This window comes from Telluria sp. AC161 (assembly GCF_979258535.1).
This window is the reverse complement of the sequence record NZ_OZ409861.1, coordinates 3,743,704-3,764,627: the sequence shown is the minus strand read 5'-3', so window position 1 is coordinate 3,764,627 and position 20,924 is coordinate 3,743,704. Positions and strand designations below refer to the sequence as shown.

At 64.0% G+C, this 20,924-nt stretch carries 17 protein-coding genes; 10 read left to right on the top strand and 7 right to left on the bottom strand.

Features of this window, described 5'->3' with window-relative positions; genetic code table 11:
* Positions 1 to 79 precede the first annotated feature (79 nt).
* Positions 80 to 496 carry an SWIB/MDM2 domain-containing protein gene (locus ACZ0AJ_RS16770; RefSeq protein ID WP_499456804.1) on the bottom strand — a complete coding sequence of 139 codons (417 nt, stop codon included), beginning with the start codon at positions 494 to 496 and terminating at the stop codon, positions 80 to 82.
* A gap of 233 nt (positions 497 to 729) precedes the next feature.
* On the bottom strand, positions 730 to 2,097 hold the full coding sequence (ffh, locus tag ACZ0AJ_RS16765; protein WP_183556289.1) for a signal recognition particle protein: 1,368 nt from the start codon (positions 2,095 to 2,097) through the stop codon (positions 730 to 732).
* A gap of 253 nt (positions 2,098 to 2,350) precedes the next feature.
* On the opposite strand from ffh, the gene ACZ0AJ_RS16760 reads away from it, so the two are divergent.
* From ACZ0AJ_RS16760 to ACZ0AJ_RS16725, 8 genes are all read left to right on the top strand, one after another.
* A complete protein-coding gene (locus tag ACZ0AJ_RS16760; protein WP_499455624.1) occupies positions 2,351 to 3,154 on the top strand; it encodes a cytochrome C assembly family protein in 804 nt (267 codons plus the stop codon).
* On the top strand, positions 3,154 to 3,402 hold the full coding sequence (locus tag ACZ0AJ_RS16755; RefSeq protein ID WP_258835672.1) for a PP0621 family protein: 249 nt from the start codon (positions 3,154 to 3,156) through the stop codon (positions 3,400 to 3,402). Before ACZ0AJ_RS16760 ends, ACZ0AJ_RS16755 begins: the two co-directional genes overlap by 1 nt.
* Positions 3,403 to 3,415: 13 nt before the next feature.
* Complete coding sequence (locus tag ACZ0AJ_RS16750) at positions 3,416 to 5,077, top strand: sensor histidine kinase (RefSeq protein ID WP_499455671.1); 1,662 nt, start codon at positions 3,416 to 3,418, stop codon at positions 5,075 to 5,077.
* Between the two features lie 18 nt (positions 5,078 to 5,095).
* Positions 5,096 to 6,538, top strand: a complete 1,443-nt coding sequence (locus tag ACZ0AJ_RS16745; RefSeq protein ID WP_499455669.1) for a sigma-54-dependent transcriptional regulator — start codon at positions 5,096 to 5,098, stop codon at positions 6,536 to 6,538.
* A gap of 496 nt (positions 6,539 to 7,034) precedes the next feature.
* The gene (locus ACZ0AJ_RS16740; protein WP_499455667.1) at positions 7,035 to 9,986 is read left to right on the top strand and encodes a ribonucleoside-diphosphate reductase subunit alpha; all 2,952 of its coding nucleotides are present in this window, start codon (positions 7,035 to 7,037) and stop codon (positions 9,984 to 9,986) included.
* 144 nt (positions 9,987 to 10,130) lie between these two features.
* Positions 10,131 to 11,237 (top strand): ribonucleotide-diphosphate reductase subunit beta, encoded by a 1,107-nt coding sequence (locus ACZ0AJ_RS16735; RefSeq protein ID WP_499455618.1) that lies wholly within the window; start codon positions 10,131 to 10,133, stop codon positions 11,235 to 11,237.
* A gap of 141 nt (positions 11,238 to 11,378) precedes the next feature.
* A complete protein-coding gene (locus ACZ0AJ_RS16730; protein WP_499455617.1) occupies positions 11,379 to 13,088 on the top strand; it encodes a PQQ-dependent sugar dehydrogenase in 1,710 nt (569 codons plus the stop codon).
* Between the two features lie 76 nt (positions 13,089 to 13,164).
* Positions 13,165 to 13,584 carry a hypothetical protein gene (locus ACZ0AJ_RS16725; RefSeq protein ID WP_499455615.1) on the top strand — a complete coding sequence of 140 codons (420 nt, stop codon included), beginning with the start codon at positions 13,165 to 13,167 and terminating at the stop codon, positions 13,582 to 13,584.
* Between the two features lie 512 nt (positions 13,585 to 14,096).
* On the opposite strand, the gene ACZ0AJ_RS16720 is transcribed toward ACZ0AJ_RS16725, so the two are convergent.
* A complete protein-coding gene (locus tag ACZ0AJ_RS16720) occupies positions 14,097 to 15,194 on the bottom strand; it encodes a hypothetical protein (protein ID WP_499455664.1) in 1,098 nt (365 codons plus the stop codon).
* On the opposite strand from ACZ0AJ_RS16720, the gene ACZ0AJ_RS16715 reads away from it, so the two are divergent.
* Positions 15,160 to 15,726 (top strand): histone, encoded by a 567-nt coding sequence (locus ACZ0AJ_RS16715; RefSeq protein ID WP_499455611.1) that lies wholly within the window; start codon positions 15,160 to 15,162, stop codon positions 15,724 to 15,726. The two genes, ACZ0AJ_RS16720 and ACZ0AJ_RS16715, sit on opposite strands and share 35 nt — an antisense overlap.
* Positions 15,727 to 15,846: 120 nt before the next feature.
* Complete coding sequence (locus ACZ0AJ_RS16710; RefSeq protein WP_343026094.1) at positions 15,847 to 16,377, top strand: YggT family protein; 531 nt, start codon at positions 15,847 to 15,849, stop codon at positions 16,375 to 16,377.
* Positions 16,378 to 16,455: 78 nt separating this feature from the next.
* On the opposite strand, the gene ACZ0AJ_RS16705 is transcribed toward ACZ0AJ_RS16710, so the two are convergent.
* From ACZ0AJ_RS16705 to accC, 4 genes are read right to left on the bottom strand one after another with little or no spacing between them, the layout of a single operon-like run.
* Positions 16,456 to 17,397, bottom strand: a complete 942-nt coding sequence (locus ACZ0AJ_RS16705; protein WP_499455610.1) for a carbohydrate kinase family protein — start codon at positions 17,395 to 17,397, stop codon at positions 16,456 to 16,458.
* Positions 17,398 to 17,407: 10 nt separating this feature from the next.
* Positions 17,408 to 18,517, bottom strand: a complete 1,110-nt coding sequence (locus ACZ0AJ_RS16700; protein ID WP_499455609.1) for a DUF3426 domain-containing protein — start codon at positions 18,515 to 18,517, stop codon at positions 17,408 to 17,410.
* A 4-nt stretch (positions 18,518 to 18,521) separates the two neighbouring features.
* Entirely contained in the window at positions 18,522 to 19,481 is a 960-nt protein-coding gene (gene prmA, locus ACZ0AJ_RS16695) for a 50S ribosomal protein L11 methyltransferase (RefSeq protein ID WP_499455607.1), read from the bottom strand.
* Positions 19,478 to 20,878 (bottom strand): acetyl-CoA carboxylase biotin carboxylase subunit, encoded by a 1,401-nt coding sequence (gene accC, locus ACZ0AJ_RS16690; RefSeq protein WP_258835657.1) that lies wholly within the window; start codon positions 20,876 to 20,878, stop codon positions 19,478 to 19,480. The genes prmA and accC overlap by 4 nt, the downstream gene beginning before the upstream one ends.
* Positions 20,879 to 20,924 lie beyond the last annotated feature (46 nt).

Here is a 20,924-nt window from a genome sequence, read left to right as displayed (position 1 = left end):
CAGCTGAATAACAAAAAGCCCCGGGTTTGAATCCGGGGCTTTTTTAATCAGCGAGACGCCGAGTGAATATAACCTGAACTTATTTCAGATGATCCGAAATCAGTTTGGTCATTTCAAACATCGACACTTGCTCTTTGCCGCCGAAGACTGCTTTGAGCTTGTCGTCGCCATTGATCATGCGACGGTTTGCCGGATCTTGCAGGTCTTTCGACTTGATGTAATCCCAGACCTTTTTGGTCACTTCGGTGCGTGGCAGCGGCTTGTCGCCAACGACTGCAGCGAGCGTGGCCGACGGGGTCATGGCTTTCATGAACGCGGCGTTTGGCTTGCGTGCAACTGCTGGCTTGTCGGCCGATTTGTCAGCTGATTTGTCAGCCGTTTTAGCGGCTGCTTTTGCTGGTGCTGCTGCCTTTTTTGCTGCGGGCTTGGCCGCTGCAGCAGGCTTGGCAGCTGATTTTTTTGCTGGTGCTGCAGTGGTTTTTTTGGCTGTTGCCATCTTCGAGCCTCCTAAAACGAACACATGGAAAAATGCGTAATTTATCGCACGCCTATATTGGTAGCGTTTTACTGTTCGTGCAAGTCTTTTTCCAAACTTTTTCACTCTGATAAGCGGCTAAATGGGCGCTATCGCACACAACAACGCACGGGAACGATAAAACGCCGACCAGGGGCGTAAAAAAACCGCGCAAAGCGATACGCTGCGCGGTTCTGCGGGCGGAAAACGATGGATTAACGCATGCCGGGCATCATGCCCTTCATCCCACGCATCATCTTCATCAGGCCGCCGCCCTTGAGCTTTTTCATCATCGTCTGCATCTGATCGTACTGATTGAGCATGCGATTGACTTCCTGCACCTGCACGCCCGCGCCGGCCGCAATGCGGCGCTTGCGGTTGGCCTTGATCAGTTCGGGTTTCGCGCGCTCGAGCGGGGTCATCGAATCGATGATGCCGACCATGCGCTGGACCGATTTCTCGGCCTGGCCCATGTTGGCGCCTGCCGCGGCTTGCTGGAACTGGGCCGGCAGCTTGTCCATCAGGCCGGCCATGCCGCCCATCTTTTTCATTTGCGTCAGCTGCGACTTGAAGTCGTTCATGTCGAAACGGCCGCCGACCTTGATCTTGTTGGCCAGTTCGGCCGCCGCTTCAGCGTCGACACCCTTGCGCGCTTCTTCGACCAGCGCCAGGATGTCGCCCATGCCCAGCACGCGGTTGGCCATGCGGGCCGGATCGAAGGCTTCGAGGCCATCGAGTTTTTCGGAGACACCGGCAAACTTGATCGGTTTGCCCGTCACGTGCCGCACCGACAGCGCCGCACCGCCGCGCGAGTCGCCATCGAGCTTGGTCAGCACGATGCCGGTCAGGGGCAGGGCGTCGTTGAACGCCTTGGCGGTATTGATCGCATCCTGGCCCAGCATGGCGTCGACGACGAACAGCGTCTCGATCGGGTTGACGGCGGCGTGCACGGCCGCGATCTCTTGCATCATCGCTTCGTCGATACCAAGACGACCCGCGGTATCGATGATCAGCACGTCGTGGTAATGCTTCTTGGCCCAGTCGAGTGCGGCCAGTGCGATGTCGACCGGCTTGTCGCTGGCGGTCGATGGGAAAAAGTCGGCGCCGACCTGCCTGGTCACCGATTCGAGCTGCGCGATTGCGGCCGGACGGTACACGTCGGCCGAGACGGTCAGGACCTTCTTCTTTTTCTGTTCCTTGAGGTACTTGGCCAGCTTGCCGGTGGTGGTGGTCTTGCCGACACCCTGCAGACCGGCCATCAGGATGATCGCCGGCGGTTGCTGGGCGAACGACAGCTGGCTGGCCTCGGGGCCGAGGTCGGCGCCCATCAGGGCCGCCAGTTCCTTCTGCACCACGCCGACGAGCGCCTGGCCCGGGCTGAGCGAGCCGACGACTTCTTCGCCGAGGGCTTTTTCCTTGACCTTGGCGATGAATTCACGCACCGCCGGCAGCGCCACGTCGGCCTCGAGCAGGGCCATGCGCACTTCGCGCAGCATCTCTGCAGTGTTTGCCTCGGTGAGGCGCGCCTCGCCGCGCATGGTCTTGACGACCTTGGCAAGGCGTTGGGTGAGGTTATCTAGCATGTTCAACCTAATTAGTAAGGGCACATCGGACGCGCGGTCCCGAGCGAAATGCCGGTGGGCGAGCGCCGCCAAAGCGGCATTTTACCTTGCGCAGGTGCCGGTGGTTCTTCCGGCGGACGGCAGGCGCACATTTTTTCAGCAAACCGTGGCGTTTTGCGCGGAAGGAAAGCGCGGGCGGCGCCGCTCGCATGCCAGGTGGGCGAAAAAACCGCCCACCCCACGGCGGCACCATGCAATGGTGTAGACTCCCGTCATGCAGAATTTCCTCTTCCTTGCCGCGGCTTTCCTGTACGCGGTATGCGCCCTGCTGCCATCGTGCCGCGCGCCGGCCATCTCGGCTGTGACGGCCGGCGCATGGGCGCTGCACGGCGTCTCGCTCGGCATGGACGTGATGGTGCCGGGCCGGTTGCGCGTCGGTTTCGCCATCATGCTCTCGTCCGCGCTGTGGGTGTCCGTGGCCGCCTACTGGCTCGAGAACCGCAATTTCGCCCTCGATGGCATGCGCCGCCTGGTGATGCCGTTTGCCGCCGTGGCCGCGCTGCTGCCGCTTCTGTTTCCCGGCACCCTGACGCCGCTGGCCGGCAAGTCGCCAGCCTTTGGCTGGCATATCGCGGTCGCGGTGCTGGCCTACAGCACCCTGACCATTGCCGCCTTCCACGCCGTGCTGATGGCGTTACAAGAAGCGCGGCTGCACACCCGCACTGCCGGTGGCGGCCGCTTTGGCGCCGCGCTCGACCAGCTGCCGGCGCTGCTCACCATGGAAAAACTCCTGTTCCGGGTGATCTGGATCGGCTTCGTCCTGCTCAGCCTGACGGTGTTGTCGGGTTTCGTGTTCTCCGAGCAGGTGTTCGGCAGGCCGCTGCTGCTCGACCACAAGAGCGTGTTCGCACTGCTGTCGTGGGCGTTGTTCGCGGCGCTGCTGGCGGGACGCCGCTGGCGAGGCTGGCGCGGCAAGACCGCGCTGCGCTTCACGCTGGCCGGGTTTGCCACGCTGGCGCTGGCCTATGTCGGCAGCCGTTTCGTGCTTGAAGTTATCCTGCACCGGGGAACCATCTGATGCGACTATTATTCTGGATTGCCTTCATCGCCCTCGTCGTCTTCGCAGTGCGCAACAAGCTGCGCGCCATGAGCAAACGTGCGGCCGTACCGCCGCAGGCGCGCCCCGGCGCGGCCAAGGCGCCGGTGCAGATCGAAGCGATGGCCCAATGTACCCACTGCGGCATGTACTTCCCGGCGTCCGAATCGGTGCGCGCCGACGGCCACGACTACTGTTCGCCAGGCCACGTGCGCCTGCCGCCGCCGTAGGCGCAGGCCGGCCTTGACGCAACGCCGCATCCTGTCGCCCGAAGCGCGCGTCGCCCTGTGGCGCTCGCTGCAGACCTTCACGCTCACGCGCATCGTCATCGCGCTGGTGCTGCTGCTGTATTTCGGCGTCGACTTCGAGAACGGCGCGCTGCGCATCACGCAGCAGGTCGCCCAGATCTGCCTGGGCTACGCCATCATGGCGCTGGTGTTCTCGTTCGCCGCGCGCCGCCAGCGCCGCTTCCTGGTGCAGCTCGGGGTGCAGGTCGCGCTCGACCTCCTGGTCATTTCGCTGCTGTACCTGGCCGCTGGCGGCTTGCGGAGCAGCCTTGGCATCCTGTATCTGTTCCCGCTGGCCGGCGCCGCAATCCTCGCACCGTTGTTGCTGGCGTTGTTTGCGGCGGCGGTGGCCACGCTGTTCTTGCTTGGCCTGAGCGTGTGGCAGCTGGTCGAAGGGTTCGATCCGCCGCTGATGCAGGCGGGCCTGTTCGGCGCGGCGTTCTTTGCCGCCGTGCTGGTGGCCAACCGCATGGCCGCGCGCCTGCTGGGGCAGGAAGAACTGGCGGCCCAGCGCGGCGCCGATCTGCGCATCCAGCAGGCGATCAATGAAATCGTGATCGCCGACGTGGGCGACGGCATCCTGGTGGTGGGCGCCGACGGCGCGGTGTTTACAGGTAACCCGGCGGCGCGCCGGATGCTCGGGCTGCAGGCCGACACGTCGGGCTTCCTGCTGCATGCGGCGCCAGCGTTCGAGCCGCTCGCCGAAGCGTTCGATGCCTGGCTCGCCGCGCCCGAGAACGATACCGCCTTCGTCACCGTCAAGCCGTATCGCGAAGGTGATGGCGCGGGCGACGTGCGCGGCCGGCGCGACCAGCCGGTGCACGTCAAGCTGCGCTTTGCCCGTGTCGCCGCGCCAGCCGATGCGGCGGGCGAGGGAGGTAGCCGCAGCGTGATCTTCATGCAGGACGTGAGCGCCATCGAGAACCAGGCGCAGCAACTCAAGCTGGCGTCGATGGGCCGCCTGACCGCCAGCATCGCGCACGAGGTACGCAACCCCTTGTCGGCCATCGGTCACGCGACGGCGCTGCTGGCCGAAGACCTGCACGGCCCGGCCGAAGTGCGGCTGCTGAAAATCGTTGGCGACAATGTGGCGCGCGTGAACCGCATGGTCGAAGACATCCTGCAGCTCTCGCGCAAGGCCCAGCCCAATGGCGAGCCGGTGCCGCTGGGCGCGTTTCTCGAACAGCTCAAGGCCGAGTTCTGCGAAATCCACGGCCTGGCCGGTGATATAGTCTATATCGGCGATCCGGGCGGCAGCGCGGTGCGCTTCGACCCGCTGCACCTGCACGAAGTCCTGCTCAATTTGCTCAACAACGCGGTGCGCTATGCCAGCCGCCAGCCGGCCAGCATCCGTATCTTTCCGGCGCGCGATGCGGCCGGGCGGCGCGAGCTGCACGTGCAGGACGATGGCCCCGGCATCACGCCCGAAGTGCGCGACCATCTGTTCGAGCCGTTCTATACCACCTCGAGCAAGGGCACCGGCCTTGGACTCTACCTGGCGCGCGAACTGTGCCTCAACAACGATGCGAAACTCGATTATGAATACCGGTTCGACCCGTCCGCGCTGGGCCCGCGCAAGGCCAGCGGCCGCTTTGTCATCACCTTTGCCCTTGCCTGACGTGGCCGGGGAGCCGTCATGAGCGCGCCGCGCGTTCTGGTGCTCGACGATGAGGCCGACCTGCGCGAGCTGCTCGAGATCACGCTGCTCAAGATGGGCCTGGACGTCGACAGCGCCGCCACGCTGCGCGAGGCGCGCGCGCTGTTCGACGAGCGCGATTACGCGCTGGTGCTGACCGACATGCGCCTGCCGGACGGCCTGGGCCTTGAACTGGTGCGCGAAATTGGCGCCTCCGGCAAGGGCACGCCGGTGGCCGTGATCACCGCCTACGGCAGCGCCGAAAATGCAGTGGTGGCGCTGAAGGCCGGTGCGTTCGACTATATCGCCAAGCCGGTGGCGCTGGACGCACTGCGCGTGATGGTGCGCGCGGCGCTCAAGCAATCCGAAAGCGCCGCGGCGGGCGGCGGTGTTGCGCCCGACTCGCGCATGATCGGCAGCTCGCCCGCGATGGCGGCCTTGCGGGCCCAGATCGCCCGCCTGGCGCGCTCGATGGCGCCGATCTCGATCACGGGCGAATCCGGCAGCGGCAAGGAACTGGCCGCGCGCGAAATCCACGCCCAGAGCTCGCGCGCCGCGAAACCGTTCATCGCCGTGAACTGCGGCGCGATTCCCGAAACGCTGATGGAGGCCGAGTTCTTCGGCTACCGCAAGGGCGCGTTCACAGGCGCATCCGATGAACGTGACGGCTTCTTTCAGGCGGCCAACGGCGGCACGCTGATGCTCGACGAGGTGGCCGACCTGCCGCTGGCGATGCAAGTGAAACTGCTGCGCGCGATCCAGGAGCGGCGCGTGCGCAAGATTGGTGCGACGGTCGAGGAGCCGGTCGACGTGCGCATCATCAGCGCGACCCACCAGGACCTGGCCCGCTGCGTCGAGACGGGCAAGTTCAGGCAAGACCTGTTCTACCGGCTGAACGTGATCGAGCTGGGCTTACCGCCGCTGCGCGAGCGCCTGGACGATCTGGCGCCACTGGTGGGCGGCATCCTGCAGCGCCTGGCCGGGGCAGGGCAGGCCACGCTCGGGGCCGGGGTATTGGATGCGCTGCGGGCATATTCGTTCCCCGGCAATGTGCGCGAGCTGGAAAACGTGCTGGAGCGGGCGCTGGCGTTTGCCAACGATGGCGTGATCGAAGTGGGCGATTTGTCGCTCAAGGCGGCGCGGCCGATCGAACCGGCGCGGGCGGAACTTGCGCCGCCGGCGGTCACGCCGCCCGTTGCCGCGGCGCCAGTCGCTCCGGCCGCACCGGTCACACCAACGGTATCGGCGCCGCCGGGCGTCGGCCCTGCCGAATTGCCCGCCAACCTGCCCGAATACCTGGAGCAGGTCGAACGCGACATCATCGGCCGCGCCCTGCAGCAAACCCAGTTCAACCGGACCCAGGCCGCCAGCCTGCTCGGCATCAGTGTCCGCCAGTTGCGCTATCAGATGCAGAAGCTGGACATCAGCGCGCCGGACGATTGACGGCTGGTCTGCAGCCGGGCGGCGGTCCCGCGGCCCGGTCATTTCCCCACGGTTTTTTTAAGGTTAGTAGTCGCTTACCGCGTACTCCCCGTCCTTATGGCGACTCTCGAAAGTCAAGGCTCGCACGCGATAAAAGTAAAAATTTTGGACGTTTATTTACTTGCCTGTACCGCAAACGAGGTACTACAATTAGTCTGATATCAACGCCCGGCACTAGATATAGTGGTAGTGACTGAAAAGGCACCAGGATTGCGGGCTGCGGCGAGTTGTTCATACGTTGTCCACAAGTTGCACACAAACTTATCCATCGATCGGTTAATGAAGCACTTGTCGACACGCATTATTTACTGATTCTTACCCTGCTTCTCTGGTTTGCCACCACAGGCCACCGGCTGGCAGGGCATCGTTTTTTAATTTGTTGACGGACCGGGTTTGCGCACTACGGCAAGACGGTTGCCACGTAGACAACGGCGGTCCGACCGCTCCTGGAGGCGCAATGCAAACAGCACAGAATAGTTCGATCAACCAACATGTCGCCCCAGGCTCGGCGCCCGCCGGCACCACCCCGGCCGACATCGTCGCCCGCGGCGACTACCGCGTCATCCGCCGCAACGGTTCGGTGGTGGCGTTCGAGCCGCACAAGATCTCGGTCGCGATGACCAAGGCCTTCCTGGCAATCGCCGGCGGCCAGGGTGCCGTGTCGGCGCGCATCCGCGAGCTGGTCGAGCAGATGACCAACAACGTCGTCACCGCACTGGTGCGTCGCCAGCCGAACGGCGGCACGTTCCACATCGAGGACGTGCAGGACCAGGTCGAGCTGTCGCTGATGCGCTCGGGCGAACACGATGTCGCACGTGAATACGTGCTGTACCGCGCCAAGCGCATGGAAGAGCGCCGCGCCGCGAAAGAAGCCGCCGGTGGCGGTGGCGCCGTCGTCGCGCCGCAGATCCACGTTGTCGATGGCGGCGAGCGCCGCCTGCTGGACATCAACACCGTCATCGGTCTGATCGGCGCCGCCTGCGCCGGCCTCGAAAAACACGTCGACGCCGACGCGATCCTGGCCGAGACCATGAAGAACCTGTACGACGGCGTGCCGGTCGAAGAGCTGCACAAGTCGGCCATTCTGGCTGCGCGCGCGCTGATGGAAAAAGACCCGGCCTACAGCCAGGTCACCGCCCGCATCCTGCTGCACACGATCCGCAAGGAAGTCTTCGGCCGCGAAGTCGCGCAAGCCGGCGCCGCCGCCGAATACCTGACCTACTTCCCGCAATACATCGCCAAGGGCATCGCCAACGAGCTGCTCGACGAAGAACTGGGCAAGTACGACCTCGAGCGCCTGGCCAAGGCCATCGTCGCCGACCGCGACCTGCAGTTCGGCTACATCGGCCTGCAAACGCTGTACGACCGCTACTTCCTGCACGTGCGCGATGTGCGCATCGAAATGCCGCAGGCGTTCTACATGCGCGTGGCAATGGGTCTGGCCCTGCGTGAAGACGATCGCGAAGCGCGCGCCATCGAGTTCTACAGCCTGCTGTCGTCGTTCGACTTCATGAGCTCGACCCCGACGCTGTTCAACTCGGGCACCCGCCGTTCGCAGCTGTCGTCGTGCTACCTGACCACCGTCGGCGACGACCTGGAAGACATCTACGACGCCATCAAGGAAAATGCACTGCTGTCGAAGTTTGCCGGCGGCCTGGGCAACGACTGGACGCCAGTGCGCGCACTCGGTTCGCGCATCAAGGGCACCAACGGCCGCTCGCAGGGCGTGGTCCCGTTCCTGAAAGTGGTCAACGACACGGCTGTCGCGGTCAATCAGGGCGGCAAGCGCAAGGGCGCTGTCTGCGCCTACCTGGAAACCTGGCACCTCGACATCGAAGAGTTCCTCGACCTGCGCAAGAACACGGGCGACGATCGCCGCCGCACCCACGACATGAACACGGCGAACTGGATTCCCGACCTGTTCATGAAGCGCGTGATGGAAAAATCGCACTGGACGCTGTTCTCGCCATCCGAGACGCCTGACCTGCACGACCTGACCGGCAAGGCCTTCGAACAAGCCTATCTGGCGTACGAAGCCAAGGCCGAGCGCGGCGAAATGGCGGTCTTCAAGAAGATCGAGTCGCTCGACCTGTGGCGCAAGATGCTGTCGATGCTGTTCGAAACCGGCCACCCATGGATCACGTTCAAGGACCCGTGCAACATCCGCTCGCCACAGCAGCACGTGGGCGTCGTGCACTCGTCGAACCTGTGCACCGAGATCACGCTGAACACCAGCGCCGATGAAATCGCCGTCTGCAACCTGGGCTCGGTCAATCTGCCGCAGCACATGAAGGGCGATGGCCTGGATCACGTCAAGCTGCAAAAGACGATCCGCACCGCCATGCGCATGCTCGACAACGTCATCGACATCAACTACTACGCGGTCGAAAAAGCGCGCAACTCGAACCTGCGCCACCGTCCGGTCGGCATGGGCGTGATGGGCCACCAGGATTGCCTGCACATGATGCGCATCCCGTTCTCGTCCGACCGGGCCGTGCAGTTCGCCGACACGTCGATGGAAGCGGTCTGCTACTACGCTTACCTGGCGTCGACCGAACTGGCCGAAGAGCGCGGCCGCTACGAGACCTACACCGGTTCGCTGTGGGACCGCGGCATCCTGCCGCAGGACTCGATCCAGCTGCTGGCCGACGAACGTGGCAGCCAGTACCTGGAGCAGGACACGTCGTCGAAGATGGACTGGACCCCGGTGCGCGAGCGCATCAAGCAGTTCGGCATGCGCAACTCGAACTGCGTGGCAATCGCCCCGACCGCGACGATCTCGAACATCATCGGTGTCTCGGCCTGTATCGAGCCGACGTTCCAGAACCTGTACGTGAAGTCGAACCTGTCGGGTGAATTCACCGAGATCAACTCGTACCTGGTGCGCGACCTGAAGGCACGTGATCTGTGGGACGAAGTCATGATCGCCGACCTGAAGTACTTCGACGGCTCGCTGTCGAAAATCGACCGCGTTCCGCAAGACCTGCGCGACCTGTATGCAACCGCGTTCGAAGTCGAGCCGAAGTGGCTGGTCGACGCTGCGTCGCGCCGCCAGAAGTGGATCGACCAGGCCCAGTCGCTGAACATCTATATGGCCGGCGCATCGGGCAAGAAGCTGGACGAAACCTACAAGCTGGCCTGGCTGCGCGGTCTGAAGACCACGTACTATCTGCGCACGATCGCAGCGACGCACCTGGAAAAGTCGACCACCCGCACCGGCGCGCTGAATGCCGTGTCGGTCTCGGGCGGCCTGTCCGGTGGCCTGTCGGCTGGCGAGAAAGCGCCGGTTGCACCAGCGCCGGCACCGGCGGCCAATACGGCGACGGCAGCAGCGACCGAAGAAGACGGCGCCGCCTGCTACCTGCGTCCGGGCGACGACGGTTTCGAGGAATGCGAAGCCTGCCAGTAATGTAGTAAGGGAGGCGAGCCGCCTGCAAGGCCGGCTCGCCCTCCGGCAAGTACAACGGCGCCAGTCGCCGACAACACGAATAACCAATGCATCAATGTGCCCGGGCCGCAGTCGCTGCGCCAGCGCACCACAGAAGGGACCACCATGCTTAACTGGGACGACGAACCAACCAGCGCGCCAAGCGCTCCGCAAGCCGACGCCGGCCTTGCCATTGCACCTGCCGCCGAAGTGGCAAAACGCGTCAATGCCGACGACAAGCGCATCATCAACGGCCAGACCGACGTGAACCAGCTCGTGCCATTCAAGTACAAATGGGCATGGGACAAGTACCTGGCCGGCTGCGCGAACCACTGGATGCCGCAAGAAGTGAACATGCAGCGCGACATCGAGCTGTGGAAGAACCCGAACGGTCTGTCGGAAGACGAGCGCCGCCTGGTCAAGCGCAACCTGGGCTTCTTCGTGACGGCCGACTCGCTCGCCGCAAACAATATCGTGCTGGGCACCTACCGCCACATCACGGCCCCCGAGTGCCGCCAGTACCTGCTGCGCCAGGCATTCGAGGAAGCGATCCACACGCACGCTTACCAGTACATCGTCGAGTCGCTGGGCCTGGACGAAGCCGAGATCTTCAACGCCTACAACGAAATCGAATCGATCCACGACAAGGACCAGTTCCTGATCCCGTTCATCGAGACGCTGACCGACCCTGAATTCAAGACCGGCACGACCGAGAACGACCAGAAGCTGCTCAAGTCGATCATCGTCTTCGCCTGCCTGATGGAAGGCCTGTTCTTCTACGTGGGCTTCACGCAGATCCTGGCGCTGGGCCGCCAGAACAAGATGACTGGCGCTGCCGAGCAGTACCAGTACATCCTGCGCGACGAATCGATGCACGTGAACTTCGGCATTGACCTGATCAACACGATCAAGATGGAAAACCCGCAGCTGTGGACGCCGGAATTCCGCGAAGAGATCAAGGCCCTGTTCCTGGAAGCAGTCGACCTGGAATACCGCTACGCCGAAGACACGATGCCACGCGGCGTCCTGGGCCTGAACGCCCCGATGTTCAAGGGCTACCTGCGCTTCATCGCCAACCGCCGCGCGGTGCAGATCGGCCTTGAGCCGCTGTTCCCGAACGAAGAAAACCCGTTCCCGTGGATGAGCGAAATGATCGACCTGAAGAAAGAGCGTAACTTCTTCGAGACGCGCGTGACCGAGTACCAGACCGGCGGCACGCTGAGCTGGGATTGATGCGGGGGCGTCGATCGCCCTGCGTCAGCCACGAACAAAAAGCCCGGCGTTGGATCAGCCGGGCTTTTTTTCGCGTGTTGCGCGCAGCCCGTCGATGTTGACCTATGATGGCGATCTTTCAAGCCTGACCAGGAGACACCCTTGAACGCCCACACCACGCTGCTGCACGCCCTCATGCTCGCCGGCCTGGCGACAGTATCCGTCGCCCACGCTGCGCCCCAGGTGGCCGCGGGCCGCACCATCTTCCAGAACAACTGCGCCAGCTGCCACACGGTCGATACCGGGATGGCGCAGATGGCTGGCCCGGGCCTGTTCGGCGTTGTCGGGCGCAAGGCGGCGGGTGTCGCCGGGTTCAATTATTCGGCGGCGCTGGCCAAGGCCGGCGCGAGCGGCACGGTGTGGACGCGCGACGAACTCGACCTGTTCCTGCTCGACCCGGCCAAGCGCGTGCCCGGCACGATGATGCCGGTCGGCGTGCCGGACGCAAAACAGCGCGGCGCGCTGATCGATTACCTGGCCAGCCTGCAGGGTGCTGCAACTGTTGCCGCCGCGCCAGCCCTTGCGAAAGCCGATGCACAACCTGCCTCCCGCGCCGGTGCCTGGACTGAAAACCAGCCTGGCAAGACCTATCACATCAAGCCCACCGATCTGGCCGCGCCGTTTGCCACGGACAGCGCCGGCAACAGCGCGCGCGTGCAGGCGCGGCCCAACGGCACGCTGCCGACCGTGATGCCCGGCTTTACGGTCAGCGTGTTCGCACAGGACGCCGACAAGCCGCGCGTGGCGCTGCGCGCGCCGAATGGCGACGTGTTCCTGGCCGCGACCGGCGCGGGCGCGATCAAGGTGCTGCGCTCGCGCGATGGCAAGAAGGCCGACAGCGCCGGCGTGTTCGCCACTGGCCTGGCGCGCCCATACGGCATGGCATTCTGGCCGAGCGGCGCCAACCCCCAGTATCTGTATGTGGCCGGCGTCAATTCGGTCGTGCGCATCCCGTACCGCAATGGCGACCTGACGGCGCGCGCCGCGCCCGAAACCGTGATTGCCGAACTGTCCGAGACCAGTGGCGGGCACACGACGCGCACGCTGGCCTTCTCGAAGGACGGCAAGACGCTGCTGCTGTCGATCGGCTCGGCCACCAACGTCGCGGCCGACATCGGGCGCACGCCGCCCGTGCCGCTGGCGCAGTGGGAGCGCGAGCACGGCGTGGGCGGCGCCTGGGGCGTCGAGACGGACCGCGCCACCGTCATGGCGTTCGACCCGGACGGCAAGAACCGCCGCACCTTCGCGACCGGTCTGCGCAACTGCGTGGGCTTGCTGGTGCTGCCCGCCACGGGCGACGTCATGTGCAATGTGAACGAGCGCGATGCGCTGGGCGACAACCTGCCGCCGGACTACCTCACGCGCGTGAAGCAGGGCGGCTTCTATGGCTGGCCGTGGTACTACATCGGCGACAACGAAGACCCGCGCCTGGCGGGTCACCGGCCCGACCTGAAGGGCAAGACGATCACGCCCGACGTGCTGCTGCAGGCGCACTCGGCGCCGCTGGGCATGGTGGCGTACCACGCGCCGGAGGGTGCGACGAGTGCATTCCCGAAGGAGTACGAGGGCGATGTGTTCGTGGCGCTGCACGGCTCGTGGAACCGTGGCGTGCGCACCGGCTACAAGGTCGTGCGTGTGTTCATGAAGAACGGGGTGCCCACCGGGCAGTATCAGGACTTCATGAGCGGCATGGTGGTCAGCGACCGCGATGTGTGGGGACGGCCGGCGGCAGTCGAAGTCGCACGCGATGGCGCGCTGCTGGTGGTCGACGATGCCGGCGGCACGCTGTGGCGCGTGGCCCCGGGGCGCTGACGCAACCTGGACACGCGCGTGCACAAGCGACCGCGTATGCGCTAGGATGGGCATCTACTCTTGGTAGGGGACGTTCATGAATCCGCATACGCTCAAGCTGGCCCTTTGTGGCGCGGCCTTGCTGGCTGGCTGCGCCGGTACACCACCCACGGCGGTCAAGCAGACACTGGTTCTCGAAGACTACGTGGACGGCGCGCCGCGCGATGCGGCGTGCCTGGCGCTGGACGACGGCGCGCGCGCCCGGGTCACCAACCACGGTTTCAATCTGGTGGCGAAGGAGATGGTGGTCGCACCCACGGCCGGCACGCCGGCGGATGCGGCGCCGCGATCCGTCTACCTGGTGCCGCTCGGCAGCCACCCGGTGGAGCGAATGGCGCGACAAATGGATGGCTCGTTCCATTCGGTATTCGTCAATTGCCAAACTCGGCTGGCCTATATTGCCAAACGCGGCGGCGTGATCGACAGTATCTATTGGTTCGGACCGTTCGATCTGTGAATCGATTCAACCTTGGGTTGAAAGGCGCGCGTGAATCCGTCGCCATTTGCAGAATCCCCGTCAATTGGGGCGCGCTTGCTTATTTGGCCGCTCATATTGCGCGGCTTGTTTCCGATTCTCGGTTGCGCACACACAAACAAAGCACGTCCTTTACGCGATTGAATTTGTCAAATCAAGAAGATGTGATATTGTCGCGGGCATCGGGCAAATCGATCGAATAATAGGGCGCTGAACCAAACAGTATGCACGGAAGCGAAGCGAAAAGAACAAGCCGCCTTGCCTGACCAATTGCTCAGGCAAGGCGGCTTTTTCTTTTCGCACCCGCAAGGGTAGCGCTGTGACGATGCTGGAACGGTGGCCTGTCGACGTTGGCTGAAGCGCTGCAACTGTGAGGAGTTGCAGCAGTTCAGCCGGTGCCGGATTCATTGGCGCATATCGATCTTCGGTTTGCGTCGATGAATAACTCGCCGGTCAACAACGACCTGGCGGGTTTTAAACCCTGAGCGTATTTCTCATCGCAGATGAAGGAGAATTAAAATGGCAACCGCTAAAAAAACAGTTGTAAAGGCAGCAGTGAAGAGCGTGCCTTCGTCCACGACGAAGTCGACCGCAAAGGCTGCAGCAGAGAAACCAGTCGCGAAAAAAGCCGCGACCAAGGCCACCACCGCCAAGGCCAGCACGGCAAAGGCAACCACTGCCAAGACCACCACCAAGGCAGCAGCCAAACCGGCAGCCCGGGCAGTGAGCAAGCCAGCGACGAAAACCACGGCGAAACCTGTTGCAAAGAAAACCACTGCAACCAAGACCGCTGCGACCAAAACCACTGCAGCCAAAGCCGCAGTTAAATCGACTGCCAAGTCGACCGCAAAGCCGGCAGTAAAGAAAACCGTCACCAAAACTGCAGCAAAGCCAACGGTAAAGAAAACCGTCGCTAAAACTGCAGCGAAGCCGGTAACCAAGAAAGTCGCTGCCAAGTCCGCAGTAAAGCCGGCAACTAAGTCGGCAACTAAAGCAACAACCAAGCCAGCAACTAAGGCAACAACTAAAGCAGCAACCAAGCCGGCAGCTAAGTCAGCAACTAAGGCAGCAACTAAGGCAGCAACCAAGCCGGCAGCGAAGAAAGCAGCAGCGAAACCTGCAGCCAAGCCAGCGGCAAAGAAAGCAGCAGCCAAACCTGCAGCCAAGCCAGCTGCAAAGAAAGCAGCGGCTAAGCCAGCAGCCAAGCCAGAAGCCAAACCTGCCGCCACGAAAACGTCGGCCAAGGCCGTTACCAAATCGACGGCTAAATCGGCCACCAAGTCGACCGCTAAATCGGCGACCAAGTCGACTGCTAAATCGGCCACCAAATCGACCACCAAGTCGGCAGCGAAATCGCCAGCCAAGTCGACCGCTAAATCAGCAGCCAAGCCGGCAGTAAAGAAAACCACCGCCAAGCCAGTCGCTAAAACGACGACCAAAGCTGCAGCCAAGCCGGTCACCGCAAAAGCGGGCACCAGCAAGGCAGCCGCCAAGCCAGTCGCCCAAAAAGCAGCCACGACCAAAGCAACGGCAAAGCCGGCAGCGCAAAAAGCAACGGTGACCAAAACCGCAGCCAAACCGGCCATCACCAAGACCGCTGCTGCCAAGCCAGCCGCGAAAAAAGCGACTACCACCAGCGCCGCGGCCAAACCAGCCGTGACCAAAGCTGCTGCGACCACGACCACGACCGCTGCCGCCAAGCCTGCTGCGACCAAAACCGCTGCGACAAAAACGGCCACGGCCACGGCCAAGCCAGCTGTCACCAAGACCGCTGCGACCAAAACCGTCGCCGCCAAGCCAGCTGCCGCGAAGCCGGACATGAAGGCCGACACCAAGGCCGACACGAAAGCCGACATCAAGGCCGACACCAAGCCGGAAGTCAAAGCCGACGCGAAGGCCGATGTCAAAGCCGATGCAAAAGCCGACGTGAAAGCGGACAGCAAGGCCGACGCCAAGCCGGAAGCGAAGAAGCCAGCCGCCAAGAAGGCAGCGACCAAGCCGGCAGCGGCTGACGCGAAAGCGGGCGACACGCCTGCAGCCGCACCGGCAGCGTCAGCAGCCACGCCAGCAAAAAGCGTGATCGCGCCAACCGCCTGGCCATTCCCGACCAGCAGCCGTCCGTAATCGCGAACGCTGCCCTGCCTGTCTGCCGCGCGTCTTGCGCAGCATGGCAAGTGGGGCGCGCTTCAGGCACAATGCCGCTGTGTGATCCTTCGCACAGCGGTTTTTTTTTGAGGAGAGTCCGTGCTGTCCATTCTTCAGTTTATCGTCGATATCGTTGCAGGCCTGCTGGGTGGGGTGCTGTTGCTGCGCTTCTGGACGAATGCCATCCGCGTGCGTCTTCCCGACCAGATTCGCCAGTTCGTCCACACCATCACCGACTGGCTGGTGATGCCGCTGCGGCGCGTGGTGCCCGGTACCCGCGGCTACGACTGGGCAAGCCTCATCGGCGCCTTCCTGGTGGTCCTGGTGGCCAGCACGGTGCTGCTGCTGGCCGGCGCCAGCGGCGAGACGATGCTGCTGTACGCGCTGCACCGCTTCCTGACGTGGATCCTGTACGGCTTCATGGCGCTGTTGATCATCGAAGCGATCTTCAGCTGGGTCAATCCGAATGCGCCGCTGGCGCCGTTCGTGCACGCGCTCAATCAGCCGCTGCTGCGGCCGATCCGGCGTGTCGTCAAGCCGATCGGCGGGATGGACCTGTCGGTGCTGGTGGCGCTCGTGCTGATCCAGATCCTGCTGTTCGTGCTGCGGCAGGTGTTCGGGTACGTTTGAACCACCCGATCGCAAAAAAGGCCTCTGCATGCAGAGGCCTTTTTTTATGTCATGCACGGCGCCAGCGGCGCCTTCCTTTTAACGGAACTTGCTACCGAACGCCTGCTCGTACTGCGCGTCGAATTCCTGCGGCGTGAAGTGGTGGTTCTGGCCACCGGCCGAGGCAATCTTGATCGCGCCCAGCAGGCTGGCGATGCGCCCGCTCGTGGCCCAGTCCAGATCATTGGTGATGCCGAACAGCAGGCCTGCGCGGTAGGCGTCGCCGCAGCCGGTCGGGTCGACCACGTTCGTCGCCGTCACGGCTGGAATCTTGATGTGCTCGCCGTTCGCGTAGATGTCCGAACCGGCTTCGCCGCGCGTGATGATCAACGCCTCCAGGCGCGCTGCGATGTCGGCATGGCTCAGGCCCGTGCGGTCCATGACCATCTCGAATTCGTAGTCATTGCACGCCAGGTAGCTGGCCTGGCCGATGAACGTGATCAGTTCTTCGCCCGAGAACATCGGCAGTTGCTGGCCCGGGTCGAACATGAACGGCACCTTCTGCTCGGCGCAGTCGCGCGCGTGCTTGATCATGCCGTCGCGGCCGTCAGGCGAGATGATCGCCACGCGGATCGCGCCCTGGTCGGCCACGTTGTTCTGGTTCGAGTATTCCATCGCGCCCGGGTGGAAGGCGTTGATCTGGTTGTTGTCCTGGTCGGCCGTCACGAAGCACTGCGCGGTGTAGGCCTCGGGGATCGTGCGGATGCCGCGCGTCTCGAGTCCCTGTTCCTGCATGCGCTTGAGGTAGTCGCCGCCGTCCTGGCCCAGGGTGCCCATCATCAGGGGCTCGCCGCCCAGCTGCTTGAGGTTGTACGCGATATTGGCCGCGCAGCCGCCGTATTCGGTGCGCAGCGTCGGCACCAGGAACGACACGTTCACGCGGTGCAGCTGGTCGGCCAGCAGCGTGTCGCCGAAGCGGCCGTGGTACTGCATGATTTTGTCGAACGCGAGCGAGCCGCAGATCAGGGCGGTTTTGGTCATGGGGTGGCTTTCATGGATAGAACACTGCGATGTGGTAGCCGGACGGCTCTGCGCCCTCCAGCCTGAAATGGATGCGCACCTGCTGCTCGCCGCGTGCGGCGAACCCGGTGGGCGCGGCAGCGGCGGCGCCGGCGTAGTCGCGCGGGGCGAACACGCGGCGCACCAGCGGCTTGTCGTCAAGGTCGTTCAGCGTCAGTTCGAGGCTCGGCCAGGCCAGCGCCATGTCGCCCTGGTTGCGCAGCACGGTGCTGAAGGTGTAGGCGTTGCCGCCCAGCGTGATGAGTTCACCGGTCTCGATGACCAGTTGCTCCGGTCGCGCCGGCAGGTTGACGCTGCAGCCGAACAGGGCGCAGGTCGAGACCAGCATCGGACGCAGGCCCGGATGGCGCGCCGCCAGCACGTCGCGAAAGCTCACGGCCGCCTGGACGACCAGCGCAATCAGCAGCAGCACGCTGCCGATGGCCAGCGCGATGCGCGTCGTCTTGCTGGAAGCTTCGCGCTGGCGCGTGCTGCGCACGAACTCGGGTTCGTCGATGTCCGGCTTTGGCGTCGACTTTGGCTTGGGCGGTGGCGGCGGTGGTTTGGGCGCTTCGTCGATGTGCGGCGGTGCGGCCTTGACGCGGCGCGCGCGTGCTTCAGCGGCGCGGTTGCGCGGCGAGGCAGGCACACTGGATGCGATTGGCGGCGAGCCGCCCGACGATTCGCGCAGCAGCAGGGTCGGCGGGCCGATCGAGTCTGCCGTGTGTTCGCGGCTTGGTTCGGGGGCGGGGAGCGTGTCCGGTTCGGGCGTTGATGTCGGCGTCGGCGCCGGTTCTGGTTCTTGCTCTGGTTCCTGCTGCGCGACCGGCTCGCTCACCGGGGCAAGTGTCTCAACCGGCGTCTCGACCGGCGTCTCGTCGACGGGAGCAGGGGAGATCACAGGAGAAGGAACTTCAGCCGCTGCGTCGGTAGGCGCCGCAACAACCGGTGCAGGCCCGGCCGCCAGATCGATCAGCGCGCTGTTTCCGTCAAAAATCTGCTGGCATGCGCCACAACGCACGATGCCCCCACGCAGCTTGAGCTGGTCCGCGGCGACGCGGAACTGCGTGCCGCAGTGGGGGCATTGTGTGGCGAGCGCCATGCCTTTATCCGGCAGTGGCAGTGGCAGTGCGTGCCGGCGGTGTGTCCTGGCCAAGCGTGCCGTGCAGGGCAACCCAGCCATCCTGCTCGGCCCAGACGCCCAGCTTGATGAATGGCGCGTAGGCTGCAGCCACTTCGTCGGCCTGGCGTGCCAGCACGCCCGACAGCACGAGCGAACCGCCATCGGCCACGCGGCCAGCCAGCATCGGCGCCATCAGCTTCAATGGGCTCGACAGGATGTTGGCCACGACGATGTCGAACTTGCCGCCGGCATGGCGCGCATTGCCGGAGGCGGCAAACGTGTCAGGCAGGTAGAAGTCGATGGCGACGTTGTTGCGCTCGGCGTTGGCGCGTGCCGATTCGATCGCTTGCGGATCGATGTCGACACCGGCCACGTCCTGCGACCCGAGCTTCTTGGCCACCATCGCCAGGATGCCCGAGCCGCAGCCGTAGTCCAGCACCGACTTGCCCGGCGCAGGATGGGCTTCGAGCCACTCCATGCACAGGCGCGTCGTCGGATGGCTGCCGGTGCCGAAGGCCAGGCCAGGGTCCAGCTCGAGAATCAGGCCATTCGGATCCGGCGCCACGTGCCAGCTCGGCACGACCCAGATATTGGTGCCGATGTGGATCGGCTCGAACTGCGATTGCGTCAGGCGCACCCAGTCGGCGTCTTCCACCTTGCGGGTGGTGAACGCCGGCACGACGGGCAGCCGGATCGCTTGCGCGGCCTCGGTGACGATCGCCAGCTGGTCGGCATCGGCATCGGTCAACGCGACGACGCGGCTGTGATCCCACGCCGCTTCGGTCGGCTCCATGCCCGGCTCGCCGAACAGCGGCTTTTCGTCCTCGGTGCCTTCGTCGGCGTCTTCCACCGATACCGACAGCGCGCCGGCTTCCATCAGGGCGTCCGACAGCGCTTCGGCGTGTTCGCGCGCCAGTTCGATGACGACTTCAGTCCAGCTCATTCGTTCACCTTGACTTCGGATTTGGCCGACAGCGCCGTTTCCTTCGGCAGGTCGGGCTTGGCGGCCAGTTTCTGCTCCAGGTAGTGGATGTTGGTGCCGCCTTCGATGAAGCGGGCGTCGACCATCAGTTCGCGGTGCAGCGGAATATTGGTCAGGATACCCTCTACCACCATTTCGGACAGCGCGATCTGCATGCGGCGAATCGCCTGCTCGCGCGTGGCGCCATACGCAATGACCTTGCCGATCATCGAGTCGTAGTGCGGCGGCACGTAGTAGCCGGCGTACGAGTGCGAGTCGACGCGGATGCCAGGGCCACCCGGCGGATGCCAACTGGTGATGCGGCCCGGCGACGGCGTGAACTTGAACGGGTCTTCGGCATTGATGCGGCACTCGATCGAGTGACCCGACAGCATGATGTCGCGCTGGCGGAACCGCAGCTTTTCGCCGCAGGCGATGCGGATCTGTTCCTGGACGATGTCGATCCCGGTGATCATCTCGGTGACCGGATGCTCGACCTGGATACGCGTGTTCATTTCAATGAAGTAGAACTCGCCATTCTCGTACAGGAATTCGAAGGTGCCGGCGCCGCGGTAGCCGATCTTGCGGCAGGCTTCGGCGCAGCGGTCACCGATCTTTTCGATCAGCTTGCGCGGGATGCCCGGCGCCGGCGCTTCTTCGATGACCTTCTGGTGGCGGCGCTGCATCGAGCAATCGCGCTCGCCGAGCCAGACGGCGTTTTTGTGTTCGTCGGCCAGGATCTGGATTTCCACGTGACGCGGATTTTCCAGATACTTCTCCATATAGACTTCCGGATTGCCAAAGGCGGCGCCGGCTTCGGTCTTGGTCATCGCCACGGCGTTGATCAGGGCCGCTTCGGTGTGCACCACGCGCATGCCGCGTCCGCCACCACCGCCGGCAGCCTTGATGATCACCGGGTAGCCGACGCGGCGCGCCGTCTGCACGATTTCTTTCGGGTCGTCCGGCAGGGCGCCGTCCGAGCCTGGCACGCACGGCACTCCGGCGCGGATCATGGCCTGCTTGGCCGAGACCTTGTCGCCCATCAGGCGGATCGATTCGGAACGCGGGCCGATGAAGACGAAGCCCGATTTCTCGACGCGCTCGGCGAAGTCGGCGTTTTCGGACAGGAAGCCGTAGCCCGGGTGGATCGCTTCGGCGTCGGTCACTTCGGCCGCGCTGATGATCGCGGGCATGTTCAGATAGCTGAGGCTCGATTGTGCCGGGCCGATGCAGACCGACTCGTCCGCCAGTTTCACGTACTTGGCGTCCTTGTCGGCCTCGGAGTGCACGACGACCGTCTTGATGCCCAGCTCGCGGCAGGCGCGCTGGATACGCAGCGCGATTTCACCACGGTTGGCGATGAGGATTTTTTCAAACATGGTTGGTCCGGTGGTTCAGTGAAAACCGGCGCAGCTGAAAGACAAG